The organism is Cypionkella sp. (assembly GCF_028290025.1).
Classification (GTDB): domain Bacteria; phylum Pseudomonadota; class Alphaproteobacteria; order Rhodobacterales; family Rhodobacteraceae; genus Cypionkella.
The window spans coordinates 18,374-41,580 of the sequence record NZ_JAQGKQ010000102.1; the positions used below are offsets into that span (position 1 = coordinate 18,374).

19 protein-coding genes are annotated in these 23,207 nt (G+C 57.1%); 9 read left to right on the plus strand and 10 right to left on the minus strand.

Annotation, left to right across the window (positions count from 1 at the left end):
• Positions 1-234: 234 nt before the first annotated feature.
• Genes JWS10_RS18360 through JWS10_RS18375 form a run of 4 tightly spaced genes read right to left on the minus strand, consistent with a single transcriptional unit; the run spans position 235 to position 3,934 of the window.
• Positions 235-537, minus strand: coding sequence for a DUF4387 family protein (locus JWS10_RS18360; protein WP_299509245.1), 303 nt, complete (start codon positions 535-537; stop codon positions 235-237).
• The gene (locus JWS10_RS18365; RefSeq protein ID WP_299509246.1) at positions 530-1,888 is read right to left on the minus strand and encodes an acyclic terpene utilization AtuA family protein; all 1,359 of its coding nucleotides are present in this window, start codon (positions 1,886-1,888) and stop codon (positions 530-532) included. The genes JWS10_RS18360 and JWS10_RS18365 overlap by 8 nt, the downstream gene beginning before the upstream one ends.
• A 24-nt stretch (positions 1,889-1,912) precedes the next feature.
• Positions 1,913-2,815 (minus strand): GntR family transcriptional regulator, encoded by a 903-nt coding sequence (locus JWS10_RS18370; protein ID WP_299509247.1) that lies wholly within the window; start codon positions 2,813-2,815, stop codon positions 1,913-1,915.
• Between the two features lie 51 nt (positions 2,816-2,866).
• Complete coding sequence (locus JWS10_RS18375) at positions 2,867-3,934, minus strand: isocitrate/isopropylmalate dehydrogenase family protein (protein ID WP_299509248.1); 1,068 nt, start codon at positions 3,932-3,934, stop codon at positions 2,867-2,869.
• An 84-nt stretch (positions 3,935-4,018) separates the two neighbouring features.
• Here JWS10_RS18375 and JWS10_RS18380 point away from each other — a divergent pair, with 84 nt between their 5' ends.
• The gene (locus JWS10_RS18380; protein WP_299509249.1) at positions 4,019-4,975 is read left to right on the plus strand and encodes a GntR family transcriptional regulator; all 957 of its coding nucleotides are present in this window, start codon (positions 4,019-4,021) and stop codon (positions 4,973-4,975) included.
• Positions 4,976-5,100: 125 nt separating this feature from the next.
• Here JWS10_RS18380 and JWS10_RS18385 read toward each other — a convergent pair whose 3' ends face one another.
• Together JWS10_RS18385 and JWS10_RS18390 are read right to left on the minus strand one after the other, a co-directional pair.
• Positions 5,101-6,654: a cisplatin damage response ATP-dependent DNA ligase gene (locus JWS10_RS18385; protein WP_299509250.1), complete on the minus strand. Its 1,554-nt coding sequence runs from the start codon at positions 6,652-6,654 to the stop codon at positions 5,101-5,103.
• On the minus strand, positions 6,651-7,640 hold the full coding sequence (locus tag JWS10_RS18390; RefSeq protein WP_299509251.1) for a ligase-associated DNA damage response exonuclease: 990 nt from the start codon (positions 7,638-7,640) through the stop codon (positions 6,651-6,653). The genes JWS10_RS18385 and JWS10_RS18390 overlap by 4 nt, the downstream gene beginning before the upstream one ends.
• Positions 7,641-7,889: 249 nt before the next feature.
• Here JWS10_RS18390 and JWS10_RS18395 point away from each other — a divergent pair, with 249 nt between their 5' ends.
• The 5 genes from JWS10_RS18395 to JWS10_RS18415 all read left to right on the plus strand — a co-directional run bounded on the left by JWS10_RS18395 (position 7,890) and on the right by JWS10_RS18415 (position 14,722).
• Positions 7,890-8,597 carry a GntR family transcriptional regulator gene (locus JWS10_RS18395; RefSeq protein WP_299509252.1) on the plus strand — a complete coding sequence of 236 codons (708 nt, stop codon included), beginning with the start codon at positions 7,890-7,892 and terminating at the stop codon, positions 8,595-8,597.
• Positions 8,598-8,714: 117 nt separating this feature from the next.
• Entirely contained in the window at positions 8,715-9,674 is a 960-nt protein-coding gene (locus tag JWS10_RS18400; RefSeq protein WP_299509253.1) for a dihydrodipicolinate synthase family protein, read from the plus strand.
• 4 nt (positions 9,675-9,678) lie between these two features.
• Entirely contained in the window at positions 9,679-10,911 is a 1,233-nt protein-coding gene (locus tag JWS10_RS18405) for an FAD-dependent oxidoreductase (RefSeq protein WP_299509254.1), read from the plus strand.
• A 13-nt stretch (positions 10,912-10,924) separates the two neighbouring features.
• Positions 10,925-11,926 (plus strand): 4-hydroxyproline epimerase, encoded by a 1,002-nt coding sequence (locus JWS10_RS18410; protein WP_299509255.1) that lies wholly within the window; start codon positions 10,925-10,927, stop codon positions 11,924-11,926.
• 411 nt (positions 11,927-12,337) lie between these two features.
• On the plus strand, positions 12,338-14,722 hold the full coding sequence (locus tag JWS10_RS18415; RefSeq protein WP_299509256.1) for a glucose/quinate/shikimate family membrane-bound PQQ-dependent dehydrogenase: 2,385 nt from the start codon (positions 12,338-12,340) through the stop codon (positions 14,720-14,722).
• A 100-nt stretch (positions 14,723-14,822) separates the two neighbouring features.
• Here JWS10_RS18415 and JWS10_RS18420 read toward each other — a convergent pair whose 3' ends face one another.
• Together JWS10_RS18420 and JWS10_RS18425 are read right to left on the minus strand one after the other, a co-directional pair.
• Positions 14,823-15,302, minus strand: coding sequence for a hypothetical protein (locus JWS10_RS18420; protein ID WP_299509257.1), 480 nt, complete (start codon positions 15,300-15,302; stop codon positions 14,823-14,825).
• 606 nt (positions 15,303-15,908) lie between these two features.
• Positions 15,909-16,103 (minus strand): hypothetical protein, encoded by a 195-nt coding sequence (locus JWS10_RS18425; RefSeq protein ID WP_299509258.1) that lies wholly within the window; start codon positions 16,101-16,103, stop codon positions 15,909-15,911.
• Positions 16,104-16,253: 150 nt separating this feature from the next.
• Between JWS10_RS18425 and JWS10_RS18430 the strand changes: the two genes are divergently transcribed.
• Together JWS10_RS18430 and JWS10_RS18435 are read left to right on the plus strand one after the other, a co-directional pair.
• Positions 16,254-17,216, plus strand: coding sequence for a LytTR family DNA-binding domain-containing protein (locus tag JWS10_RS18430; protein ID WP_299509259.1), 963 nt, complete (start codon positions 16,254-16,256; stop codon positions 17,214-17,216).
• A gap of 262 nt (positions 17,217-17,478) precedes the next feature.
• Complete coding sequence (locus JWS10_RS18435; RefSeq protein WP_299509260.1) at positions 17,479-18,483, plus strand: hypothetical protein; 1,005 nt, start codon at positions 17,479-17,481, stop codon at positions 18,481-18,483.
• A gap of 61 nt (positions 18,484-18,544) precedes the next feature.
• Here JWS10_RS18435 and JWS10_RS18440 read toward each other — a convergent pair whose 3' ends face one another.
• A complete protein-coding gene (locus JWS10_RS18440; RefSeq protein WP_366943555.1) occupies positions 18,545-21,625 on the minus strand; it encodes a PAS domain S-box protein in 3,081 nt (1,026 codons plus the stop codon).
• On the opposite strand from JWS10_RS18440, the gene JWS10_RS18445 reads away from it, so the two are divergent.
• On the plus strand, positions 21,524-21,853 hold the full coding sequence (locus JWS10_RS18445; RefSeq protein WP_299509263.1) for a hypothetical protein: 330 nt from the start codon (positions 21,524-21,526) through the stop codon (positions 21,851-21,853). The two genes, JWS10_RS18440 and JWS10_RS18445, sit on opposite strands and share 102 nt — an antisense overlap.
• A gap of 54 nt (positions 21,854-21,907) precedes the next feature.
• Here JWS10_RS18445 and JWS10_RS18450 read toward each other — a convergent pair.
• The coding region (locus JWS10_RS18450) for an efflux RND transporter permease subunit (protein ID WP_299509261.1) at positions 21,908-23,207 on the minus strand (1,300 nt) is incomplete at its 5' end.

Consider the following 23,207-nt stretch of genomic DNA (forward strand, 5'->3'; position numbering starts at 1 on the left):
CTGCCTCCTCGCAGTTGTCTCAAAGTCATACATACGACAATATCTGCGGGCGAACAACCTTTCTGTCTCGGCTCTGGACCAAGAAAGCGCGGTGAGGCTAACATGATATTCGCTACAATGTCAGTATGTTAGCCCTTTCGAGATAGCGTCTGAGTGTTTAGTTTTGCCGACCCGCCCCAAGACGTCAAGCTTTGGTGCGGCCAAGATGCTTGTTATGGCCGCACATAGTTCGAATCACTCAATTTGCAATTCTTCCAGCAAAGATCCCCAGCCAGCGCCGTGCATGTCCCGATCAGCGCCGGTGCCTTGCACAACTGGGCGCGGCACTGAAAACTTGATCACGTTCAACGAAGGAATGTCGAAACGTTTCAGCAGTTGGCGATCAACGCCGAACAGCCGGGCGACGACTTCGTCTTTCAGGCCAGCTTTCACCCGCTCAAACACTATCGCATCGTCACAGAACACATCGACGGTCAGCCAGAACGGCCCGGCATTCTTTGAGCGGACTTTGCTGACCAGTTCACCAAGTTCAGGCATGCCCAACCTCATGCACTTCCAGCACGAAGGCCGACATTGGATCATCAAGCTCCATCACATGATTGAGACAGAATTCATGCAATTCACCGCGCTGCATTTCGGCAGGCGAGAACGGGAAGGCGAAGGTCGGCATCGGTTCGTCCTCTGACAGCGGATGGTGCAGCAGGTAGGGGTTCAATATTTTGGCGGCCTCGGAAGCCTGCTCGGCGGTAGGGCAAGTGAGGATGCCAAGAACGCCAACTTCGACCAGCGTTTCCTTGCGATTTTCTAAGCCGCCAAGCGTGGCATCGACGCCGATCAACCGAAGTTCAACGGTGAATTGGTCGGAGCTAAGACCCATCCGTTCGATAATTTTCTGGGTGACTTTGGTTTTCACATCGGCCGCCCACTCGCGGATATTTTCGACGTAGCGGCGGTCGCGGATGATCGCGAGACCAACCGCCTGATGCCCCACAACCCGCGCGCCCTCCAGCTTGACGGTATAGCGGCCGGGAACCCAAGTAGAGCCTTCAACCCGGACGCGGCGTGTATCAAGCGCGCTGTAGCCCGCGTGGGTCACATCAAGATGGCCGCCTGGTTCATAGAGGATGAACGGATCGGCGTTCTCGTAAAGCATATGTGCCGAGACGGTGTAGGGGGTAGCAGAAGCCTCAGGTGCCATCGGTTCGACGGTAAAACCTGTGGCATCGAAATCAATCTGGATCACGCCAGAGTTTGGATGCGTGGTCGCGAGCGCGCCACATTCGCCAACCTTCGCACCATGCCAAGCAGCGCCCGCATGATCGCCCCGTGTGATCGGCAGAGCTGCGATGATGGCGGTATCGGTGGTGCGGCCAGCGATGATGATATCAGCGCCCGTAGCCAAGGCGGCGGCGATTTGCTCGGTGCCAGCGAGGGCCACGATATTGGTGCAATCGTCGATGATCTGATCGGAAATCTCAGGCGCGGCAGACAGCGCGCGCAGGCGACCGTTTGCCATTGCGGCCTTGATGCGAGCTTTCGGCTGGCCCGAACGCAGGGTGGCGACCTTGGCCTGCATCCCTTCTTCAATCGCGATTTCGCGGGTGATATCGAGCAGCCACTCGACCGCCGAATCCGCGCCGCAAGTGCCTGCGGTGCCGATGACCAATGGCACTCCGGCTGTCGCGCGGGCCTGCATCAGCTCGCGCCATTCGGCTTTGATGGACGCGCGGGAGTATTTTGAGACGCCGCGCCCGAGATAGGACGGGCCGCTGTCGGTTGAGCCGCCATCGACGGCGATAATGTCGGGGCGGCCTGCGATGCCCAGCGCCAATGCGGCGCGATCATAGCCAAGGCCCAGCGCCCCTGTTGGGATCAATACGCGTGTCATCGTTTTTCCTCCGTTATAATAGGCTTACAAAGCCGCAGCGGTTTCGGGCTGCGGTAGGAACATTTCTTCACGGGCTTTGCGCTGCTTGGCTTTGCCCAAATGCGCGAACATCAAGTCGGCGGCTTGCGCGGTATCGCTGGCGTCCAGGGCATCAAGGATAGCAAGATGCTCGGCGTTTTGGTCGATCACCTGATCGGTGTTCAGGGTCTGACGGTATTCCACCAAGCGGCGCAGTTGGTTCAGTTTTTGCACCGTAGAGAGCAGAAAGCGGTTGCCTGAGAGTTCGGCCAAGCCTTCGTGAAACTCGGAATTGGCCTCGAACAACTCCATCTGGCTGAGGCGCTGCCAGCCGCCATCGGCGACGATCTGCTGCCGCCGTCGCAGATCGGCCAACACATTGCGGTCCAAGCGGAATTGCGGCGAGCGTAGACCGTGGGTCTCGATCACTTGGCGCAACTCGTAGCACTCGCGATAAGCTTCGACCGAGTCGATCAGCGCGGCAAAGGTCCAACCTCGGCCCTCGTTACGCTCAATCCAACCCTCACCCGAGATCCGGGTCAGCACGCGGCGCAGGCCAAGCCGTGAGATGCCGTAGCGGCGCATCAGATCATTCTCGCTGATCCGGTCGGGCAGGCGTTTGGCGAGGCGATCATCGGCGATGCGCAGGTAGATTGCGACCTCGGACGTATCGTCAGTCGACGCAGCTTCTGACACAAGCGCCGGATTGCGCAAGAAAAAGCCTTTGTTCGGCACACGCTCCAGCAGACCCTGATCGGCGAGATAGCCGAGGGCCGACCGGATCGGCTGACGCGAAGTGCCCAGAATTTCCTGGAGACTGGTTTCGGTCAGATGTTGCCCCTGTGTCATGGCCGATGTCCTGATATGGCGGACGATCCTGTCTGCCAAGGTGCGATGTAATTCGTTCATGTTCCAACCTGAAATGGCATTATGTAAACATATACGCCAATCGAAGCTGGATCAATCTTGCTGACCAAGTGCTTGCAGAACGTGGTCGGTAAAGGCGGCGGTGCCCAAAGTGCCGCCGAGATCGGCGGTGCGGGTCGTGGGATTGTCCAAGGTGGCTTCGACCGCAGCTTCGATCTGCCGAGCGGCTTCGGCCAAGGCGGGGGCCGCGTGACGGATCGACAGCCAATGCAGCAGCATGGCGCTGGATAGGATCAGCGAGGTGGGATTGGCCTTGCCTTGACCAGCGATATCCGGCGCAGAGCCGTGTTGCGCTTGGGCGACGCAGATATTCTCACCTTGGTTGATCGAGCCGCCAAGGCCAAGGCTGCCGCAAAGCTCCGAAGCCTCATCCGACAGGATATCGCCGAACATGTTGGTGGTGACGATCACATCAAAACGGTCAGGTTGGCGGATCAGCAGCGCGGCGGTGGCATCAACGATCAACTCGTCAAGCTGCACATCGGGGTATTCGGCGGCGACTTTGCGCACCTCACGCAGAAACAGGCCGTCGGACAGTTTGACCACATTGGCCTTATGCACCGCAGTGACCTTGCGGCGGCGGCTGCGGGCCAGTTCAAACGCGGCGCGTGCCACGCGATTGGAAGCCCGCGCGGTGATTTTGCGGATGGAAAGCGCCATGTCGGGGTCGGGCATAAACTCACCCGAGCCTGCGAACATATTGCGGTCAGAGTAGAAGCCCTCGGTATTTTCGCGCACGATCACCAGATCCATCGGCTTACGCAGGATGCTGAGATCGGGACGTGAGCGGCAGGGGCGGATGTTGGCGAACAGTTCAAACTTTACGCGCAACTCGCCCGAGGGATTGATGCCGCCTTTGTCGCGGCTTGGGTAATCATAGTGCGACACCGGGCCGAGGATGACGCCATCAACCTGCGGGATGCGCTGCATCACGGTGTCAGGCAGGGTGGAGCCTTGCTCGGCAAGCGCCTTCAGGCCAATGTCGGCGCTTTCGATCTGCAGGTTGAGGTTCAGCTTGGCGTTGGCGGCGTCCAGCACGCGCAGTGTGGCTGCGGTAATTTCGGGGCCGATGCCGTCGCCGGGCAGAACGAGGATGCGCATGGGGTGGCCTCAGTAAGGTGGCATTTTGTGCCTATGAAATGCCAATACGACTCACGTCGGAATTTTGCAAGTGCAAAAAACCACATGCTTGGCGTGGGCGGGCGGATGTGCGACAAGGTGCCTAACCGTTATTGGAAAGCTTTTGACGTGTCGCAGATCATCAGTTCGCTTGCGCTTCAGATTGCTCGGTTCGTTCATGCCAGCGGTATGGCCGAGGCCGAGCCGTTGACCGAACGCAGTCTTGCGGCGCGGTTTCATGTCTCACGTTCTCCGATCCGAGCGGCCTTGCAGGAACTGGAAGTGGCGGGAGTGCTGAGGCCCGGTTCGCGTGGGGGTTATTGCGTTGCCGATACGAAGTTGGCCGCGGATTTGGCGGCGGAACCTGCGCCGACTGAGGATGATGAGGACGTTTACTTAGCCATCGCGCGGGATCGCCTTAGCGGGCAGATGCCGGAACGGATCAGCGAAAACGAATTGCTGCGCCGCTATGGTATTACCCGGCCCCGGATTCAGGCGTTGCTGCGGCGGATGTCTGAAGAAGGCTGGGTTGAGCGTTTGCCGGGCAATGGGTGGCGGTTTCTTCCAGTTTTGACCTCGATGCAGACCTATCGGCAAAGCTATTCGTTTCGGCAGGCGATTGAACCCGCCGCCCTATTGGAACCCGGCTACGCGGCCAATGTGCCGGAGTTAGGGCGGCATCTGGAGCAGCAGCATCGGCTTGTCGCGGGCGAAGTGCTGGAAATCTCTACGGTGCGTTTGTTCGAGGTGAACAGTGCTCTGCACGAGGCAATCACCGAGTGCAGCGGCAATGCGTTTTTCATCGAAAGCCTGCGGCGGGTGAACCGATTACGGCGGCTCATCGAATACGGCCAAAGCATTGACCGAGAATTGGCCCGGTTGCGCTGCGCCGAGCATGTGCAGATATTGGAATTGACCTTGCAAGGCAAAAACCGTCAGGCTGCCGATACAATGCGCGACCACTTGGCAGCGCTTGGCCCAATCAAAGCACCGACCATTCCTCCGAGTCGGGTAGCGATGTGATGGCGTAGGCATTCCCGTGCAAAAGTTAACTTTCGGTAAATGACCCCTACGTAACCTATTGATATCACATAAGCAGAGCCTTTGCCACGTGTGGACACACCAGCCTGGCCTCCGGTTGCTTCGGGTCACAACATCGCGCGTAAGGTCTGCAACTGATCGGCCTCGGCTGCGGGCTTATCCCAGCGGATGCGCGAAATGCGCGGAAAGCGCATGGCGAGGCCAGAGCGGTGACGGGGCGATAGGTTGAGGCCCTCAAACGCAACTTCGACCACCAGCAGCGGCGCAAGCTGCCGCACCGGGCCAAAACGTTGCGTGGTGTTTTTACGCACGAAGCGGTCGAGTTCTTTAAGCTCCTCATCGGTGAAACCGAAATAGGCTTTGCCGACCGGGACCAAATCGGTGCCGTCCCACAGGCCGAAGGTGAAATCGCTGTAAAAGCCCGAGCGTTTGCCGTGACCGCTCTGCGCGTAGATCAGCACGGCATCAATCACCATCGGATCACGTTTCCACTTGAACCAAGGGCCGCGCGGACGCCCCGCAATATAGGGCGCATCGCGGCGTTTGATCATCACGCCTTCGATGACCGAGGCGGGCGGAGTGGCGCGTAAGTCAGTCAAATCTTCCCAAGCGTTGAAGGGCAGCAGAGGCGACAAGTCGATGCGGTCGCTGATGAAATTGACGGATTCAAGCCGCGCGCGACGGGAGGCTAGCGGAAGCGGGCGCAAATCTTCGCCTTGCCATGTCAGGATATCATAGAGCCGCAGACTGGCAGGATGGCTTTTCAGCATCGCGCCGCTGACCAGTTTGCGACCAAGGCGCTTTTGCAGATCCGCAAAGGGGGCGACCTCGGTATCGCGGCGCACCAGAAGCTCACCATCGACGGCGCCTTCAAAGTCGAGCGCTTCGATCAGATCAGGGAAGGCAGCGCCAATGTCTTCACCAGTGCGGGAATATAGCCTGCGCAGGCCGCCTTCCGACACCGCTTGCACCCGGATGCCGTCCCATTTCCATTCGGCAAAATACTCGTCTGGGTTAAGTGGGATAAGGTCTTGTGGGGTGATTGGAGTGGATAGCATCACGGGGCGGAAAGGTGCGGAGGATGCGGGTTCCGGGCGATCTCCGCCTGCCAGCCATGCGAAAAGTGCGGTGTAGGGCTGCTGCAATCCGTGCCAGATTTCCTCAACTTCCTCGACGCTGCGGGCGCTGGTTTGTGCCAAAGCGATGCGGGCAAGTCGGGCGGAAACGCCGACGCGCATGTTCCCGGTGGCGAGCTTCAGGAAAGCGAGTCGTTCGGGTGCGGTGAGCCTGTCGAGTATCCCGGCGATAGCTGCGGGCAGCGCCACTTTGCCCGTTTCGCGCAACAGCGTCACGGCATCGGATAGAGTTACCTCGGGGCCGGGGTTTGAACCTTCAGGCCAGATCAAGGCGATGGTTTCGGCCAGATCGCCAACGAAATCGTAGGACAAAGCGAAAAGCTGCTCGTCTACCCGCTCGCCTGCCAAGCGACGGAGCAGCGAGGGTGAAACTTGGCGCAACTCCAACGTGCTGGTGAGCGCGGCCAATGCCCAACCGCGATCTGGGTCAGGGGTGGCAGCAAAATAATGCGACAGGATGGTCAGTTTGGCATTGCGGCCTGCTGTGAAAGCCAGCCGCTCTAAAAGGCGCGCGAAAGCTTTCATTCGGGTTCATCCTCGTAGCCTATCAACCGCAGCGGGCGGGAGGGTATGCCTTCGATTTCGCACCAGCGCATCAGACCGTCTTCGGTGCCGTGGGTGATCCAGACCTCCTGCGGGGCAAGTTCGCGGATGGTGGCGGTCAGTTGCGGCCAATCGACATGATCGCTGATTACCAACGGCAATTCGACACCGCGTTGACGGGCACGGGCGCGCACTGTCATCCAGCCCGAGGCGTAGGAAATCACCGGGTCGCGGAAGCGCTGCACCCAAGGGCTTGCGAAGGCTGAGGGCGGCGCGAGGATCAGCTTTGCATCACCGGGGTCGGTTGCCGAAACCAGCGTGCCAAGGTCGATGCCTTGTTCCGCGTGGTAATCGCAAAGGCGCTTCAATGCGCCGTGAATGGCGATAGGGGCGTGGTGGCCTGCGGCTCGCGCCAAGGCAATCACGCGCTGCGCTTTGCCCAGCGCGTAGGCACCGACGAGATGCGGGCGTTCGGGAAATTCGGCCATGCTGGCGAGCAGTCTGCTGATTTCGGTCAGTGGGTCTGGGTGGCGGAAAACTGGCAGGCCAAAGGTGGCTTCGGTGATGAAGATATCACAGGGGATTGGCTCGAAAGGCAGGCAGACTGGATTGGGGGTACGGCAGTAATCGCCTGAGACGAGGATACGCGGGCCGTTGTCGGGGGCGATCAGGATTTGCGCCGAACCTAAGACATGGCCGGCGGGGTGGAAGCTGACCGTCACTGTGCCGATTCGGGTTGAATTGTCCGCGATCTGGGGGTTGGCGGTGAAATCGTCGCCGTATCTTATCGCCATAATCTCCAGCGTTTGGCGCGTCGCCATTACCGCGCCATGGCCGGGACGGGCGTGATCGGAGTGGCCATGGGTGACCAAAGCCCGTGGAACTGGCGTCAGCGGGTCGATGTAGAAATCACCAAGAGCACAGTATAGCCCCTTGTCGGTTGGATAGACAATTTCGTCCGCCCGCATGTTCACGCCAGCCTGCGGATTACGGCCAGTATGGCGATCTCAAAGAGCGGCGGGGTAATTTCAGCGTGGGCTGTCATGGCGTCTCTCTGAATTTTGGCGCAGGCTTGCCAGCAATTAGGCCGTTTGAAGCATCCGTCTAGGTTTGGATGCATCGGCTTTTGCGGTAGGCCTCCACTCTCGTCATCGAATGATCGGCGGTTGATCGGATTTCCCGCAACGCCTAAGGGTGGTCTGTGATAGGGGAAAGCCATGGCCGATATTCCGTCTCCCACTCTGCCCGAACGCAAACGCGGCTCTGGCGTGCGGCTTGTCTATGAAGTGCTGCGCGATGAAATCCTTGATCTGACGTTGCAGCCCGGTAGCCCGGTGGATGAAGTTGCGCTGGCCGAGCGTTTTGCGATGTCGCGGACGCCGATCCGCGAGGCGTTGGTGAAGCTGGAGGGTGAAGGGTTGGTTGCGACGCTGCCGAACCGTTCGAGCGTGGTGTCCAATATTGATTTTCTCAATCTGAACGCGTTTTTTGATGCGTTGACGCTGATGTATCGGGTGACAACGCGTTTGGCCGCGGAATTTCATTCGGCCGAGGATATGGCGCAGATTTTGCGGCGGCAGGCGGTGTTTGCCGAGGCGGTTGATGCCGGGGATGAGTTGGCGATGATCGCCCGCAACCGCGATTTTCACCTGACCATCGCAGAGGCAGGGCGTAACCCGTATTATGTGCAGCTATTCGGGCGGCTGCTGGATGAAGGACGGCGTATCCTGCGGCTTTACTATTATCCGAACTTTCAGCGTCGCCAACCGCATCCGTTTGTGCTTGAGCACGAGGCGATCATTGCGGCAGTTGCAGCGCGGGACGTTACACTTTGCGACAGGCTTGCCAAGGATCATGCCGATCAGATCGTGCGGCTTATTCAAGATATGATCGCGCGCGATCTGCGGCAAGATTTGCCTTTGTAGGCGACATCTACCAAGAGCAAACGGCGGTTAACATTCTTGTCGACAAATAAAATACAGCGCGTATCCTGTTAATATCCGATCCACACTCTCTCCGATTCCCTGCCAATGGAGGCTCACATGAATTCCAGCATTTTCTCAGGCACGATCCCGGCGTTGATGACGCCGTGCAAAGCTGACCGCACTCCTGATTTCGACAAGCTCGTTGAGAAGGCCCGCGAGTTGGTGGGGCTTGGTATGTCGGCGGTGGTCTATTGCGGCTCAATGGGCGATTGGCCGCTGCTGACCACCGAGGAGCGGATGGAAGGCGTAGAACGTCTGGTGCAGGCTGGGATTAAGGTTGTTGTTGGCACGGGTGCGGTGAATACCGCGACTGCAGCCGCGATTGCTGCGCACGCGCAGAAGGTTGGCGCGCATGGGTTGATGGTTATTCCTCGGCTACTGTCGCGCGGCACTGTGGTTGCGGCACAGAAGGCGCATTTCAAGGCGATCTTGACCGCAGCGCCGAAGCTGCCTGCGGTGATCTATAACAGCCCGTATTATGGTTATTCGACGAAGGCCGATCTGTTCTTTCAAATCCGGGCCGAGCATCCGAATCTGGTGGGCTTCAAGGAGTTCGGCGGCGTTGACGATCTGTCTTATGCAGGTGAAGCGATCACCAGTGGCAACCCTGATATCAAGCTGATGATCGGCGTCGATACGGCCGTGTTCCACGGCTATGTGAACTGCGGTGCCGATGGCGCGATCACTGGGATTGGCAATGTGTTGCCGCGTGAAGTGCTGCATCTGACGGCGCTTTGCCAAGCTGCAATGAAGGGCGATGCCGAGGCGCGTCGGTTGGCGTATGAGCTGGATACCGCGATGCAGGTGCTGTCGAAGGTCGATGCGGGGCCGGATTTGGTGTTGTTTTTCAAGCATATGCTGGTGATCAAGGGTGATGCCGCCTACAAGCTGCAATTCAATGAAAGTGATGCTTTGTCGCCAAGCCAAGCTGGCTTTGTTGAGGCACAACTGGCGCTGTTTGACGCTTGGTATGCCGATTGGTCGAAACAACCGCAGGCGCTGAAATACGCGGCTTGAGTCGATGGAAGTCATCGTCATCGGGGCCGGAGTTATCGGTCTGTCTGCGGCGCTGATGGCGCAGGCGCGGGGATTGTCGGTGACGGTGATCGACCGCGAAGGTCCGGCTTCAGGCGCTTCGGCAGGCAATGCGGGGGCGTTTGCGTTCACCGACATTCTGCCGCTCGCCTCGCCGGGTATTCTGCGAAAAGCACCGAAATGGCTGCTCGATCCGCTGGGGCCATTGTCGGTGCCGCCCGCCTATGCGTTGCAAATAGCGCCGTGGCTGTATCGGTTTTGGCGGGCGTGTGCGCCGGGTGCAGTGGCTGCATCAACTGCGGCGCAAACGGCTCTGATGGATCTGTCTAAGGCCGAGTTAGAGCCGTTTTTGGCAGCCACAGGCACTCTGCCGATGCTGGAAAAGCGCGGCAATCTACAGGTTTATGAGGGCGAGGCGGAGTTCAAAGCTTCACTTCGCGGTTGGGAGGCGCGGGCTGATCATGGCATCGCATTTCAGCATATGAACTCGGCGGAAATGGCCGCGTTGCAGCCCGGTCTGGCGGCGCGGTTTACGCATGGCACTTTTACACCGGGTTGGTATTCGATTGCTGACCCGAAGCTTTACACGCTCGCCTTGGCTGAGCGTTTTCGCGCCAATGGTGGGGACATCCTGCGGGCTGAGGCCACAGGGTTGCAGCATGATGCGAGTGGCGTGACGGTCCTTTGCGCTGGTGCGGACCCGCTTCGTGCCGATCAGGTCGTGCTGGCTGCGGGGGCGTTCTCGCATCTGATCGCGCGGAGTTTGGGCGAGAAGATACCGCTGGAAACGGAGCGCGGTTATAATACCACGCTGCCAGTGGGTGCGTTTGATCTGCGCTGCCAGATCACCTTTGGCGGGCATGGTTTCGTGGTCAGCCGGTTATCGACGGGCATCAGGGTGGGTGGTGCGGTGGAACTTGGCGGGCTGAAATTGCCGCCAAATTTCAAACGCTCTGAGGCGATGCTGAAGAAGGCGAAAGCGTTCTTGCCGGGATTAAAGCCAGAGGGCGGCGTGCAGTGGATGGGGTTTCGCCCGTCATTGCCCGACAGCCTGCCCGCGATTGGTCATGCCCGCGCTACGCCGCGCGTGATTTATGCGTTTGGACACGGTCATTTGGGCTTGACGCAGAGCACTGGGACTGCGCGGCTGGTGGCTGATCTTTTGACCGGGCAGACCCCTGCCCTCAACCTTACATCTTTCTCACCGCAACGATTTTAACAAGGTTCCGATCATGGCCAGCCATACTTTCTCTTGCATCGACGGACACACCTGCGGCAATCCGGTGCGCTTGGTTACCGGGGGTGCTCCGTTGTTGAAAGGCGCGACGATGCTGGAAAAACGCGCGCATTTCCTGCGTGAGTTTGACTGGATTCGCACCGGACTGATGTTTGAGCCGCGGGGGCATGATATGATGTCGGGCAGTATCCTGTATCCGCCGACGCGGGATGATTGCGATGTGGCGGTGCTGTTTATTGAGACTTCGGGTTGTCTGCCGATGTGCGGGCATGGGACGATTGGCACCATCACGATGGGCGTAGAGAACGGCTTGATCACACCGCGCGCGCCGGGGCGACTGTCGATTGATGCGCCTGCGGGCAAGGTCGATATCAGCTATCGGCAAGACGGTCGGTTTGTCGAAGAAGTGCGGCTGACCAACGTGCCGGGCTTTCTATATGCAGAAGGGCTGACTGCCGAGGTTGAGGGCTTAGGTGAGATCGTGGTGGATGTGGCCTATGGCGGCAACTTTTATGCCATCGTCGATCCGCAAAAGAATTTCCGCGACATTGCTGACCATACAGCGGGCGAATTGATTGGCTGGTCGCCAAAGCTGCGCGCCGCATTGAATGCGAAATATGAGTTCATCCATCCCGAGCATCCGGCGATCAACGGTCTAAGTCATATCTTATGGACGGGCGCTGCGACGGTGGCCGGGGCAAATGCGCGCAATGCAGTGTTCTACGGTGACAAGGCGATTGACCGCAGCCCGTGCGGCACCGGCACCTCGGCCCGGATGGCGCAACTGGCGGCTAAGGGTCAACTGGCGGTGGGAGATGAGTTTGTGCATGAATCGATCATCGGCAGTCTGTTCAATGGGCGGGTAGAGGCGGCAACCACAGTCGCAGATCGCGCTGCCATTATTCCGTCTGTTGCGGGCTGGGCACGGATGACAGGATACAACACCATCTTTATCGATGACCGGGACCCCTTCGCGCATGGGTTTGTGGTTAAGTAACCCGCCGGGTTGTCGTAGTCGGCGCGAGATCAAGTGCGAACTAGAAGCGCCATAAAAAGTTTGTCCTGGTGCAATGCGCGATAGTTTCTCTGCTTTTGGCGGGCAGATAAGCGGATAACAACAAAGCCTTCCGAACAGATTTCCATCCAACGTTGTTTTTTTCCGGCGTCTTTGCGCGTGCGGCCTTGCCCCAGCGGTGGATCGGACCAGATGATTCCTAACGCGCCGATTAATTCTGCATTTAGCCGCTACTTTGATGTGCGACCGTTCAAGGGTTGGGCGGCATTTGCTAGAAGGCCAGCTTTCCCCCCGTATCACCCGTCAGGTGATGCGTAACAGTCAGACCGTTCGCCGCTGTTAAGTCTGTTACCGACTGCGCAGCTAGGGCGACGTTCGAGGTAAGGAGATAGTATGTACAACGCGGTTTTGGGTGTCGTCTTTGCTGTATTCGGAGCCATTTTGATGCTCGGCGGCGGGTGGCTTTTGGCGCTGGGCGGCAGCCCTTATTACATTCTGGCGGGGATCGGATTCGTCGCTACCGGGGTCTTGCTCATCCGTAAGCGACGTGCTGCGCTGGCAGTTTACGCGCTGACACTGGCTGGCACGCTGATTTGGGCGATTTGGGAAATCGGATTTGACTGGTGGCAACTTGCGCCGCGTGGTGGCATTCCGGTGTTGCTCGGCCTGCTGCTTTTGCTTCCGGTCTCGTACAGAAATTTGAAAAGTGGCAACGCGTTGGAAGGGACCGCACGCTTTCCGATGGCGTTGGGCGGCGTTATTGCGGCCTCGATTGCGGTGGCGGGCTATGCGATGTTCCAAGACCCGTCCGCGATCAAAGGCGAGTTGACCAAGGACGTGGTGCCACGGCTGCGCACTGCATTGAACACCGGAAATGAGTCCGGAGACGGTGAATGGCATCAATACGGTCGCACCGGGTTTGGCCAACGCTGGTCGCCACTGGAACAGATCACTCCAGCGAATGTGAAGGATCTCGTGCTCGCTTGGCAATATCAGACCGGCGACGTGAAGCGACCGGATGATGTTGGTGAGACGACTTATCAAGTGACTCCGATCAAAATTGGCGAAAACCTTTACGTCTGCACGCCGCATAACATTGCGATCTCGTTAAATGCTAAAACTGGTCAGGAAAATTGGCGGTTTGATGCCAATTCGGGGATGAATCCGGATCGTCAGCATCAGACTTGTCGTGGCGTAACCTGGTGGGAAACGCCGATTGCGCCCGTAGCGAATGCAACGCCAGAGCAAACCGCCCTGCACACCGTTGCCTTGGCGGAATGTCCGCGCCGGGTCTATCTGCCGACTGCGGACGCGCGTTTGATTGCGTTGAATGCTGATACGGGCAAGCCTTGTAGCTTTTTCGGCGATCAAGGTACGCTGCGTCTGGAAGTCGGCATGGAATATAATCCCGCCGGATACTATTATTCGACCTCCCCTCCCGTTGTCACCGAAGGCAAGATCATCGTTGGCGGTGCGGTCAATGACAACTTCTCGACCAAGTCGCCCTCGGGGGTGATCCGTGCCTTTGATATCGATTCTGGCGCACTTTTGTGGAACTGGGACAGCGGCAACCCCGATGTGACCACTCCGATTGATGCAGCGGCAGGCGAGCGCTACACGACCAACTCGCCGAACAGCTGGTCGGTTTTCAGCTATGACGAAACTTTGGGGCTGGTCTACCTGCCGATGGGCAACCGTGTGCCCGATCAGCTTGGCTATGATCGCACGCCAGAGGTCGAAAGGTTTTCATCCTCTATCGTGGCCTTGGACATTGCGACTGGCCAGTTACGCTGGGTGCGTCAGACCGTTCACCATGATCTGTGGGATATGGACGTGCCATCCCAACCGGTGCTGATCGACTTGACCCGCGATGGCGAAGTTATCCCGGCACTCGTTGGACCGACCAAGCAAGGCGACATTTGGGTGCTGGACCGTCGCACCGGCGAGCCGCTTTCGCCGCGCGAAGAAGTGCCTGCGCCCGGGGGAGCTATTCCACAGGATTGGACCTCACCAACTCAACCGATCACCAAGCTGACCTTTCGCCCGGAAACGCTGGTTGAGCCGAATATGTGGGGGATTACCATGTTCGACCAATTGTCTTGTCGGATTAAGTTTCGCAGCTTGGACTACGAGGGCCAGTATACCCCGCCGACTCTGAAAGGCTCGATCGTATATCCGGGCAATTTCGGCACGTTTAACTGGGGTTCGGTTGCTATTGATCCAGAACGTCAGGTTATGTTTGGGATGCCAACCTATCTGCCGTTCACTTCGCGGTTGGTTCCCGCAGCCGACATTCCTCCGAAAGGCCAGGAAACGGCTAGTGAGCAGGGCTTGAACCGCAATGAGGGTGCAGACTTTGGTGTGGTGATGGGTCCGCTTCTGTCGGCATTTGGCGTGCCATGCACTGCACCGCCGTGGGGCTTCGTTGCCGGTGCCGATCTGCGCGGCGAGCACGTAGTTTGGAAACACAAGAACGGCACCGTACGCGACATGACTCCGCTGCCATTGAAGATCAAAGTCGGCGTGCCGGGCATTGGCGGGCCAGTGATAACGCGGTCGGGAGTGGCATTTTTGGGCGCTGCGGTGGATGATTATTTCCGCGCCTATGACTTAACGACTGGCGCGCAGTTGTGGGAAACCAGGCTGCCAGCTGGCGGTCAGTCGACCCCGATGACCTATACGGTCGATGACAAGCAATACGTGGTCATTGTGGCTGGCGGTCATGGCTCGGTTGGTACCAAGCCGGGCGATTACATCATGGCGTACGCGCTGCCGTGATTCCAGTTTGAATCTTGAAAACATCGCCTTAACCCACGGAAGCCAGAAACGGCTTTTGTGGGTTTTGCTTTGATTATGATGGGGCCGCAGCTGCCTCGGATCAGTCAGAATTCAGACTGCCATCCTCGATTCTAAAGCCGAGAGGAAACCGTCGGCCTTCGTCCAAGGGCAGGCCAGCATCCTGCATCAGATCATGGGCCATCGCCTCGACGTTCGGCCCCGCAGCTAAGATATGTTGCCAAATCTGGCGAACGGCCGGCGCAATCCGAGGCTCTGTGACCGCCCGTGCCGTATGAAGCCAGATGGCAAGACCATCACTGCTGTCATATTCACGCTTTTTGCGCAGCGCCGCGATTTTGGTCTGCGCCGTGCTGGCAAAACGTGTGACGGTTGCCGGCTTCCACGCGATCAGGTCATAAAGGTTCTGACCAAGCGCAAGATATGAGGCGGCCCAGAACTGCGCGGCAGCGGCATGACTGTCAACGATATGCGGCTTCGCGCTTGCGAGCTTGTCCGCCAAAGACTGCGCTTCATCAACAAGAGTCGCTACAGCTTTTTCCTGCTTCCATGTACTGAACATCTCGTTCCTCCTTATTTGGCTTATGAAGCACGGAGCGCCAAAGGAAAACAGGTTTGAGAAGGCAATAACAACACGGCTGCGAAGCCCGCATCTTTCAAAAAAACGAGTGCCGTGCGATCTCACCAGCCCGGATATTTAGCGACTTAGGCTGCAGATCCTCCCACCGCTGCGATCCCAGCTAGATCCAACAGAGAGACGGTTTCGATCAGATTGATTGCGAGAGCGGCATTGTACGGCGATCGCGAAGATTTTCCGGACGTTTGCTGACAGAACAGAATTGGCCCTTTTAAATCGGTCATAAAAAAACGTTTGGGCACTGCACAATTCCGTGATCATTGGGAACCGAAGCTGCTTGGGGTTGACGCGCAATTAAGTGAATAGTACTGAGTCGGGCGTAAAAAGTGTCGCCGGTATGTCCCCCCTTGCCTTTAAAGGTGCGGCTTGGCTCCGCAATCAAAAGGCATTCCAAATTATCGTGGCCGACACAAGCTTTTGACGCAATGTTAATAGGCTAGCGGTCCTGTCTTCGCACCCCATGCAACACAGAGCGCCGGTGAATGGCGTCTTTTGGGTCAAAATCAGATCAGTTCGTGGCTTCACGTCACCCTACAGGGCGACATCTCGTGAGGCTTCAACCGTCTTGATGCCGTCTTTAACTGCCATTTCGTGAAAATTTCGTGCGTTCCAAGGCGTAGCCTGTTCAGGCCCGCTCTTTTTATTGCATGAAGAAGCGCGACGGCTTTGAGCAACTTTTTGGGTCATGCGAGGTGGGGCGCGCGCCTGCTGAAAAATCAAATACATCCCGCGTCTGGCCCAAGCGATACCGCAATATCAACCGAGTTACTGCGCAGCGCGAGTAAGCGATCCTTAAACTAATAATGACGGAAATTCGACATGCAAACAGAAAGACCTCCAATTGTTCACTAAAGCTTTAGCAAGGGGGTGAGAGGCGTGAACTTAAAATTCCTTACCGGAATTTCCTTCGCCATGAACTCGAATGATCTTAAGAGGTTCTTTCTGAGTTCAGAGCTAAAGATTTTTGCCATCCTGTGCTTCTTTTCGTTGATTTGGCTTAACCCCTATGAAGGGCATGGCCAGATCGAGCCGACAAAATCCGTCATTATCGTCGCTTTGATGGTGTGCGCAGTGTTTGCGGCGTACTTTTTGATTATTTTCGTGGCATTTTTAGCTAAACTAAGATCGCTTTCGTGTTGGATGATGACAATCCCAGTGGCCATAATGTCAGCATGTCTGGGAAATTGGCTTACTTGGAAGTTTGGCGGTCCGCGCCAGAGCATGGAGCAGGTTCAGCTTTTATGCGTGTTTCATTTTATCCTGTTCTGCGCATTGGAAATCGTATTCGCCGCGATTTTTCTTCCCCGCATTAGGTATATTCACCCTTTTGGTAATCGTGGCGATGCAAAGAGTGGCGAAATCTTCCCGGACAATTCAGGTACGCTGGAGAACGCCGTAAGCCTGATTGAACCAGAGTTACGATTGTTACCCGAAGCTTTTGTGGAGGTTGAAGGCCCAGGCAGCGAGGCGCATGTTGCTGGATTTACGATAAAGTCTAAAGATATCAAATACATCACAGCGAATGAGCATTATATTTCAATTTCGATTGAGGGGCAGCCAGATATTTTCGTGCGTTCGCGGCTTAAAGATCTTGTGACACAGCTCCCTATGTCGCTGGGATACTCGATCCATAGGTCTCACTGGGTTGCATGGTCTTCAATTTCGAGCGTTATAAAAGAAGATGATCGCACCTGGTTGTCATGGAAGATCAACGTCGGTTTTCTGTTGCGCGTGCTAAGCGAGCAGACTTCAGCAGAGCGTATCAGGTGTATAGGAACAAATCGACTTCGGATCCCAGCTCTTAGACCGTCCGCTTTGAGTCTCGGGAGTACCGCTTGAGCGTCATCAACGGAGCTTTACTCGCCCGTAATTTGCCGAGGTCGGCGATTATCTGACGTCGTTCATCACGCGATCTCACAAAAAGTTTTGCATTGCCGGGAACAACTTGCCCCGTTGTTTGTTGTGCAAAGGGCACCAGCGGAGGTGCGTTTTGTAAAGGACATCACATGAACGGGATCATCTATCTGGTCGGGCTTGTCGTTGTGGTCTTGGCCGTGCTGTCGCTCATTGGCTTGCGCTGATCAAAAAGTGGGGAAGTAAAATGGAACGCACGGTTGATACCGCCCGCAGTTCGACACCTGATAAACCGCTGGAAGGCTCCTATCTGGACTGGGCAGCGATCGTAGGAGGTGCAGTAGTCGCCGTGGCGGTTGGCTCGGTGTTTACAGCCTTCGGCGCGGCTTTGGGACTTTCGGTTATCTCCGCCGAGCCCGGCGAAGGAAGCTTCAACGTATGGCTGATCGTAACCGGAATTTGGATCGTGATCTCGATGGTCGCCAGCTATATGGCGGGTGGCTATATCGCCGGCCGGATGCGTCGACCCGTCGGCACCGCTACGCCGGACGAGGTTACGGCGCGCGACGGCATGAATGGCTTGGTGGTCTGGGGTCTTGGTGTCATTGTCTCCGTAGTCTTAGTGCACGGTGCGATTTCAACCTCATTGTCGGCGGCTGGATCCGTAGCGTCTGCAGCGGGATCGGCGGCTGAAACCGTCGCTACGGTCGCCGGTGACGTCGCAGGTGGCGCCGCGCAAGGCGCGGTTCAAAGCGCGGACCAAGATGCTGGCGCGACCGCAAATCCGACGGACTTTCTGACGTCCACCTTGCTCCGCCCTAACCAAGTCGCGGCTCCGACGGCGGGTGGAGGAGCGGCTCCTGCTGCGGATTACAGTGCAGATGCTGGGGCAATTTTGTCAAACGTTGCGATGACGGGCGAAATCAGCGATGCTGAGCGCGCTTATCTTGCCAGCGCAGTTTCTGCTCAAGCTGGTATTCCCGCAGCCGAAGCTGCAACACGTGTTGATACTGCGGTGGCCGCTGCGCAAAAAATCCGGACGGACGCTGAAAATCTTGCGACTGAGGCGAAGAACCAAGCGGTTGAGGCAGCGGAAGTTGCGCGTATCAGCGCTATCCTGACAGCTTTCCTAGCAGCCGCCACGGCATTGATCTCGGCAGTCGCAGCCCATAGCGGTGCGGTCAAAGGCGGCAAGCATCGTGACGAAGGCCGTCTGTTTGGCGGCTTTGCACATCATGGCCGTGCGCGCTAACGAGCTTTAATCTAGGCAACAAAGGCCGGGAGAAATCCCGGCCTTTTTGGTTTGCGAGAGCCTATTGCTTCTCGCGAAAAAGCTTCTTGATAGTATGTTCGAGATCCCCACTGGCATACGGTTTCGTTACGGCGTGGGTATTTTCGTCCAAGTCCATGCCTTGTGTCGCGATATGGCCAGTCGCATAGATAACGGGCAAGCACGGTTGGATTTCGCGGGCTTTTTTGACGAGTGATGTGCCAAGCATGTCGGGCAGACCGATATCCGTTAATAAGAGATCGATCGTGTTTTGCGACAATATTTGCAACGCACTTTGCGCAGTGTCGGCCTCAAGCACGGTGTGACCGAGGTCTGCCAACATATCATTCGTCGCCATACGGATCAGGAAGTCATCCTCGCACAGCAAAACTTTCAGGGTTCGGCTGGCTTTTGCGACCGTTAAAGGAGGCATATGAGCTTTTTGTCGAATTGCCCGAGCGTCAAGCTGGTGACGCAATCTTAGCGCCAATGCCTCGGTGGTGTACGGTTTGCTGAGCAGTTCCACTCCCTCATCCAGCCGTCCTGCATGTACAATCGAGTTTTCGGTGTAACCCGAGGTGAACAGGACCGCGAGATTTGGCAATCTCTCAACAGCCATTCTGGCGAGCTGCGTAGATTTTAACGGCCCCGGCATAACAACGTCAGTGAAAAGCAGATCAATTGGCACACCGCTTTCGATAATCGCAAGTGCGCTTTGGGCATCGCTGGCCTGAAGCACCTTATAGCCCAGATCGGACAGAATTTCGATCACCGTGTCGCGCACACCCTTGTCATCTTCGACCACAAGAATGGTCTCAGAACCGCCTTCAATCAGGCCGGAGTAGCGGACAACCATATCTTCTTCGGCCTGAGTGGAGCGCGGGAGGTATATTTTTATCGTAGTGCCTTCACCGAGTTCACTATAGATTTTAACATGCCCCCCCGATTGCTTCACGAAGCCATAAACCATCGACAACCCAAGCCCGGTGCCTTTACCCTCGGGCTTTGTCGAAAAGAACGGATCAAACACCTTCTCCACAAGTTCCTGCGGAATGCCGCAGCCGGTATCCGTGACAGCCAGCAATACATATTGACCCGGAGTGATATCGGGATGCATGCGGGCATAGGTTTGGTCAAGAAACGCGTTGCCGGTTTCAATGGTAAGTTTGCCGCCAGACTCCATCGCATCGCGCGCGTTGATTGCTAAATTGAGCAGCACATTTTCAACGTTACCTTGATCGACAAGAGTATTCCAAAGCCCACCCGCCACTATCGTCTCTATTTCAATCGTTTCGCCAAGCGCCCGCCGTAGCATATCATCCATGCTGCGAACGAGCCGACCAAGGTTGACAACCCTCGGAGCAAGCGGTTGACGGCGGCCAAACGCAAGCAGTTGCGCGGCCAGTCGCGAGCCGCGTGCGACGCCTTCTTGTGCCGCCTGCAGTCGGCGCGCCGCACGCTCATTTCCTTCGGTATCTTTGGCCAGAAGTTGCAGATTTCCGCTGACAACCTGCAAGAGGTTGTTGAAATCATGTGCGATGCCGCCAGTCAGTTGGCCCACGGCTTCCATTTTTTGCGCCTGTCGAAGTGCCGCCTCGCTGACCGCAAGTGCCTCTGACGCTTCGATTTCCGCGGTAATGTCGCGACCAAAGGCATAGATCTTGTCGCCCTCAGGCACCGCTGTCCAAGCGATGCGACGCATAAAGCCATCCTTGGTCAGCAAGGTACTGAAGGACGACTTGATCGGCTCACCTGAGGCAAGCATCCCGATGCGACTTTGGACAGCATCCCGGTCTTCGACGGCAACAAAGTCTAGGATAAGCCGGCCGATGGTTTCGTCAACGCTCCATCCCAGAACCTTATTCCAAGAAGGATTAACCGCGGAGACCACCCCTGTGACCGACGCGACGACCTTGAGCACAGGTGACAGATTCCATATGCGTTCGTTGTCCCGACTGATCGCGCGCTCTTCGGTAACGTCCCGGCCGACGCCATGAATACGGTCGGAATCTGCCACGACCGTCCAAGCGAACAAACGGAATGCGCCGGCTTTTGTGCGATAGCGATTTTCAAAGGCCAGCGTAGCGGCACCTGATGCCAACTTTTGCAGTGCGGCAGTTGTTTGCGTACGATCGTCCTGATGGAGAAATTCGGTAAGCGTGTGGCCGATCATTTCCGCCTCTGTCCAACCAAGCAGGCGCTCGGCGGAAGGATTTATGGCCGTGATAACACCCTGATAGTCACAGACGAGCATAAGTTCTTGTGACAGGCTCCAAAGCCGGTTGCGATCCTTGGCGGCCTCAGCTTTGGCGAGTTTTTGGTCGTGAATGTCCGTGTTGGTGCCAATCCAACGCATCAAGGTTCCGTCTGTATCGCAGATCGGCAACGCCCTGACCAAGTGCCAGCGATATTCGCCGTCATGTCTGCGCACGCGAAACTCGGTCTCATAAGGCTCCGATAGGGTGACCGCCTGTTGCCAGCTTAGGGCAGCACCATCCCGGTCGTCGGGGTGGACAATCTCTGCCCAACGATCTCCGACAAGTTCTTCGTGTCGCCAGCCCGAATACTCGGTGACGCGTTCGTTGAACCAATCGAGCAATCCGTTTGGCGGCGCCGTCCAGACGTGGTTCGGAACGGATTGTGCAAAGCTGCGGAATTGCGCTTCGCTGGCTTTGATTGTCTCTTGTGCAATGACGCGACCCGTTGTTTCAATCACAAAAGCGATCACGCCCAGCGGCTTCCGATTTTCGCCAAAGATGGGCGAATAGTCGAGGTCAAGCCAGACTTTTTGACCGCCCTGCCCTCGATCAAGCACCAGCTCCTGATCTTTGAATGATAGCGTCTCGCCTTTTCGAAACACGGTTTTGATGACGTAATCATTGAAGTCCGCGACCTCTGGCCAGCCATCTCGCACGTCCGAGCCCAGCAATCTTGGATGCCGTCCGCCGGCAAAAACGGAATAGGCGTCGTTGTAGATCATCACCCCAGGCTCGCCCCACAGCGTCACTATGGGCAAAGGCGATTGAAGGATCATCTCAACGATAGCGCGGATGCCATCCGCCCAAGATGCAATGGGGCCGAGGCTGGTTGTAGACCAATCGAATCGGTTGATGCGATCCGCCATATCGCTGCCGCTAAAAAAAAATCGGGGCGCGTCCATGACGTGGTCCAATCTGCGTTCGCATCAAATGATCATTGCGACATCTGGCAAGGTGATACCAATAGCGTTAAATCTGTCAAGCGCAGCATTCATGTCGCGAAATGCAAAACCATTTCAGGGATTGCCAGTCATTTTTTCTTTGCCATTAGCAGCCTGTTGCTGCGGATACGTCTGCCTTTGTTCGGTCGTTAAAAAAATGCCCCTACCGTTTCCAGCCGGGGCATTGCCTTAGACGCTTGGGTCGCCTCAGGCGTTCGCAGTTGCGCTCGCCGGTTTGGTTTCGCTGCGCCGGAACAGCCGGCTGATCAGCACAAAAAACACCGGTACGAAGATGATCGCCAGCGCGGTACCGGTGATTGTGCCAAACAAAGTGGCATAGCCGATGGCTTGCCGTGCTCCGGCACCCGCCCCGGAAGACAGCACCAAGGGCACCACGCCAAGACCAAACGCGAGAGAGGTCATCAGGATCGGACGGAAGCGCAGTTTGGCTGCTTGGGTCACAGCTTCCACTGCTGACTCTCCAAGGCTGGCCATGCGCTCACGGGCAAACTCTACGATCATGATCCCGTTCTTGCCGGTCAAACCGACAACAGCCAGCAGGCCGACCTGAAAGTAGACGCCATTCGACTGACCGCCAATCCATGCGCCAATTAACGCGCCAAGCACACCGACTGGCATCGCCAGAAGCACCACGATGGGAATAGTCCAGCTTTCATAAAGCGCCGCTAGGCACAGAAAAACTGCCGCGAGGGCCAAGCCATAAAGCGCCATTGCCCCGGCGCCCGCTTCTTTTTCTTCAAGCGACATGCCAGTCCACTGCAGATTGAACCCCGGGGGCAGTTTGGTCGCAATGTCTTCCATCGCAGCGATAGCAGCACCCGAAGTATAGCCAGGAGCGGCCGTGCCATCGATGCCCATTGACGGCAGCGCGTTGTAACGGGTCACCTGCTGCGGGCCGTAAACCCACTCTTGCGTTGCAAAAGTTGAGAAGTCGACGAAACCACCATTCACGTTCTGTATCCGCCACAAGGCGAGATCTTCTGGCGTCGAGCGGGCCGCAGGCTCGCCTTGCACGAAGACGCGCTTGACTCGGCCCTGATACAAAAAGTCATTGACGTAGCTGCTTGACCAGATGGTGTTCAGAAACGTACCCACGTCCGCAGCCGTCACCCCGACAGCGCCCGCTTTGGCCCAATCGATGTTTATGCGAAACTGCGGAGCATCTTCTACACCTCCGGGACGCACTCCTGTCAAAACCGGGCTTTGAGCGGCCATACCAAGCAGCATATTGCGGGCTGCAAGCAGTTCTTCATGGGTCTTGCCGCTGGTTGCTTGCAGGTAAGCGCTGAAGCCATTCGAGGTTCCGAGTTCTGGAACCGCTGGAGGTGCGAAGGGCACGACCATGGCCTCATTGATGCCGAAGAACAGCGGGCCAAACGCACGTCCGGCAATGGCTTGCACCGATGACGCGACCGAAGTGCGTTGTTCCCAATCTTTAAGTTTGGTGAACAACAGGCCCATGTTCTGCCCCTGCCCGCCGAAGGAA

What these genes read in the sequence shown, in the direction of transcription:
- JWS10_RS18370 (WP_299509247.1), bottom strand. Translation starts at nt 2,815, where the DNA reads ATGAACGAATTACATCGCACCTTGGCAGACAGGATCGTCCGCCATATC.
- JWS10_RS18360 (WP_299509245.1), bottom strand. Translation starts at nt 537, where the DNA reads ATGCCTGAACTTGGTGAACTGGTCAGCAAAGTCCGCTCAAAGAATGCC.
- JWS10_RS18440 (WP_366943555.1), bottom strand. Translation starts at nt 21,625, where the DNA reads ATGGCGGATCGCATCAACCGATTCGATTGGTCTACAACCAGCCTCGGC.
- JWS10_RS18375 (WP_299509248.1), bottom strand. Translation starts at nt 3,934, where the DNA reads ATGCGCATCCTCGTTCTGCCCGGCGACGGCATCGGCCCCGAAATTACC.
- JWS10_RS18400 (WP_299509253.1), top strand. Translation starts at nt 8,715, where the DNA reads ATGAATTCCAGCATTTTCTCAGGCACGATCCCGGCGTTGATGACGCCG.
- JWS10_RS18385 (WP_299509250.1), bottom strand. Translation starts at nt 6,654, where the DNA reads ATGAAAGCTTTCGCGCGCCTTTTAGAGCGGCTGGCTTTCACAGCAGGC.
- JWS10_RS18415 (WP_299509256.1), top strand. Translation starts at nt 12,338, where the DNA reads ATGTACAACGCGGTTTTGGGTGTCGTCTTTGCTGTATTCGGAGCCATT.
- JWS10_RS18380 (WP_299509249.1), top strand. Translation starts at nt 4,019, where the DNA reads ATGCTTGGCGTGGGCGGGCGGATGTGCGACAAGGTGCCTAACCGTTAT.
- JWS10_RS18395 (WP_299509252.1), top strand. Translation starts at nt 7,890, where the DNA reads ATGGCCGATATTCCGTCTCCCACTCTGCCCGAACGCAAACGCGGCTCT.
- JWS10_RS18405 (WP_299509254.1), top strand. Translation starts at nt 9,679, where the DNA reads ATGGAAGTCATCGTCATCGGGGCCGGAGTTATCGGTCTGTCTGCGGCG.
- JWS10_RS18390 (WP_299509251.1), bottom strand. Translation starts at nt 7,640, where the DNA reads ATGCGGGCGGACGAAATTGTCTATCCAACCGACAAGGGGCTATACTGT.
- JWS10_RS18410 (WP_299509255.1), top strand. Translation starts at nt 10,925, where the DNA reads ATGGCCAGCCATACTTTCTCTTGCATCGACGGACACACCTGCGGCAAT.
- JWS10_RS18435 (WP_299509260.1), top strand. Translation starts at nt 17,479, where the DNA reads ATGGAACGCACGGTTGATACCGCCCGCAGTTCGACACCTGATAAACCG.
- JWS10_RS18365 (WP_299509246.1), bottom strand. Translation starts at nt 1,888, where the DNA reads ATGACACGCGTATTGATCCCAACAGGGGCGCTGGGCCTTGGCTATGAT.
- JWS10_RS18420 (WP_299509257.1), bottom strand. Translation starts at nt 15,302, where the DNA reads ATGTTCAGTACATGGAAGCAGGAAAAAGCTGTAGCGACTCTTGTTGAT.
- JWS10_RS18425 (WP_299509258.1), bottom strand. Translation starts at nt 16,103, where the DNA reads ATGTATTTGATTTTTCAGCAGGCGCGCGCCCCACCTCGCATGACCCAA.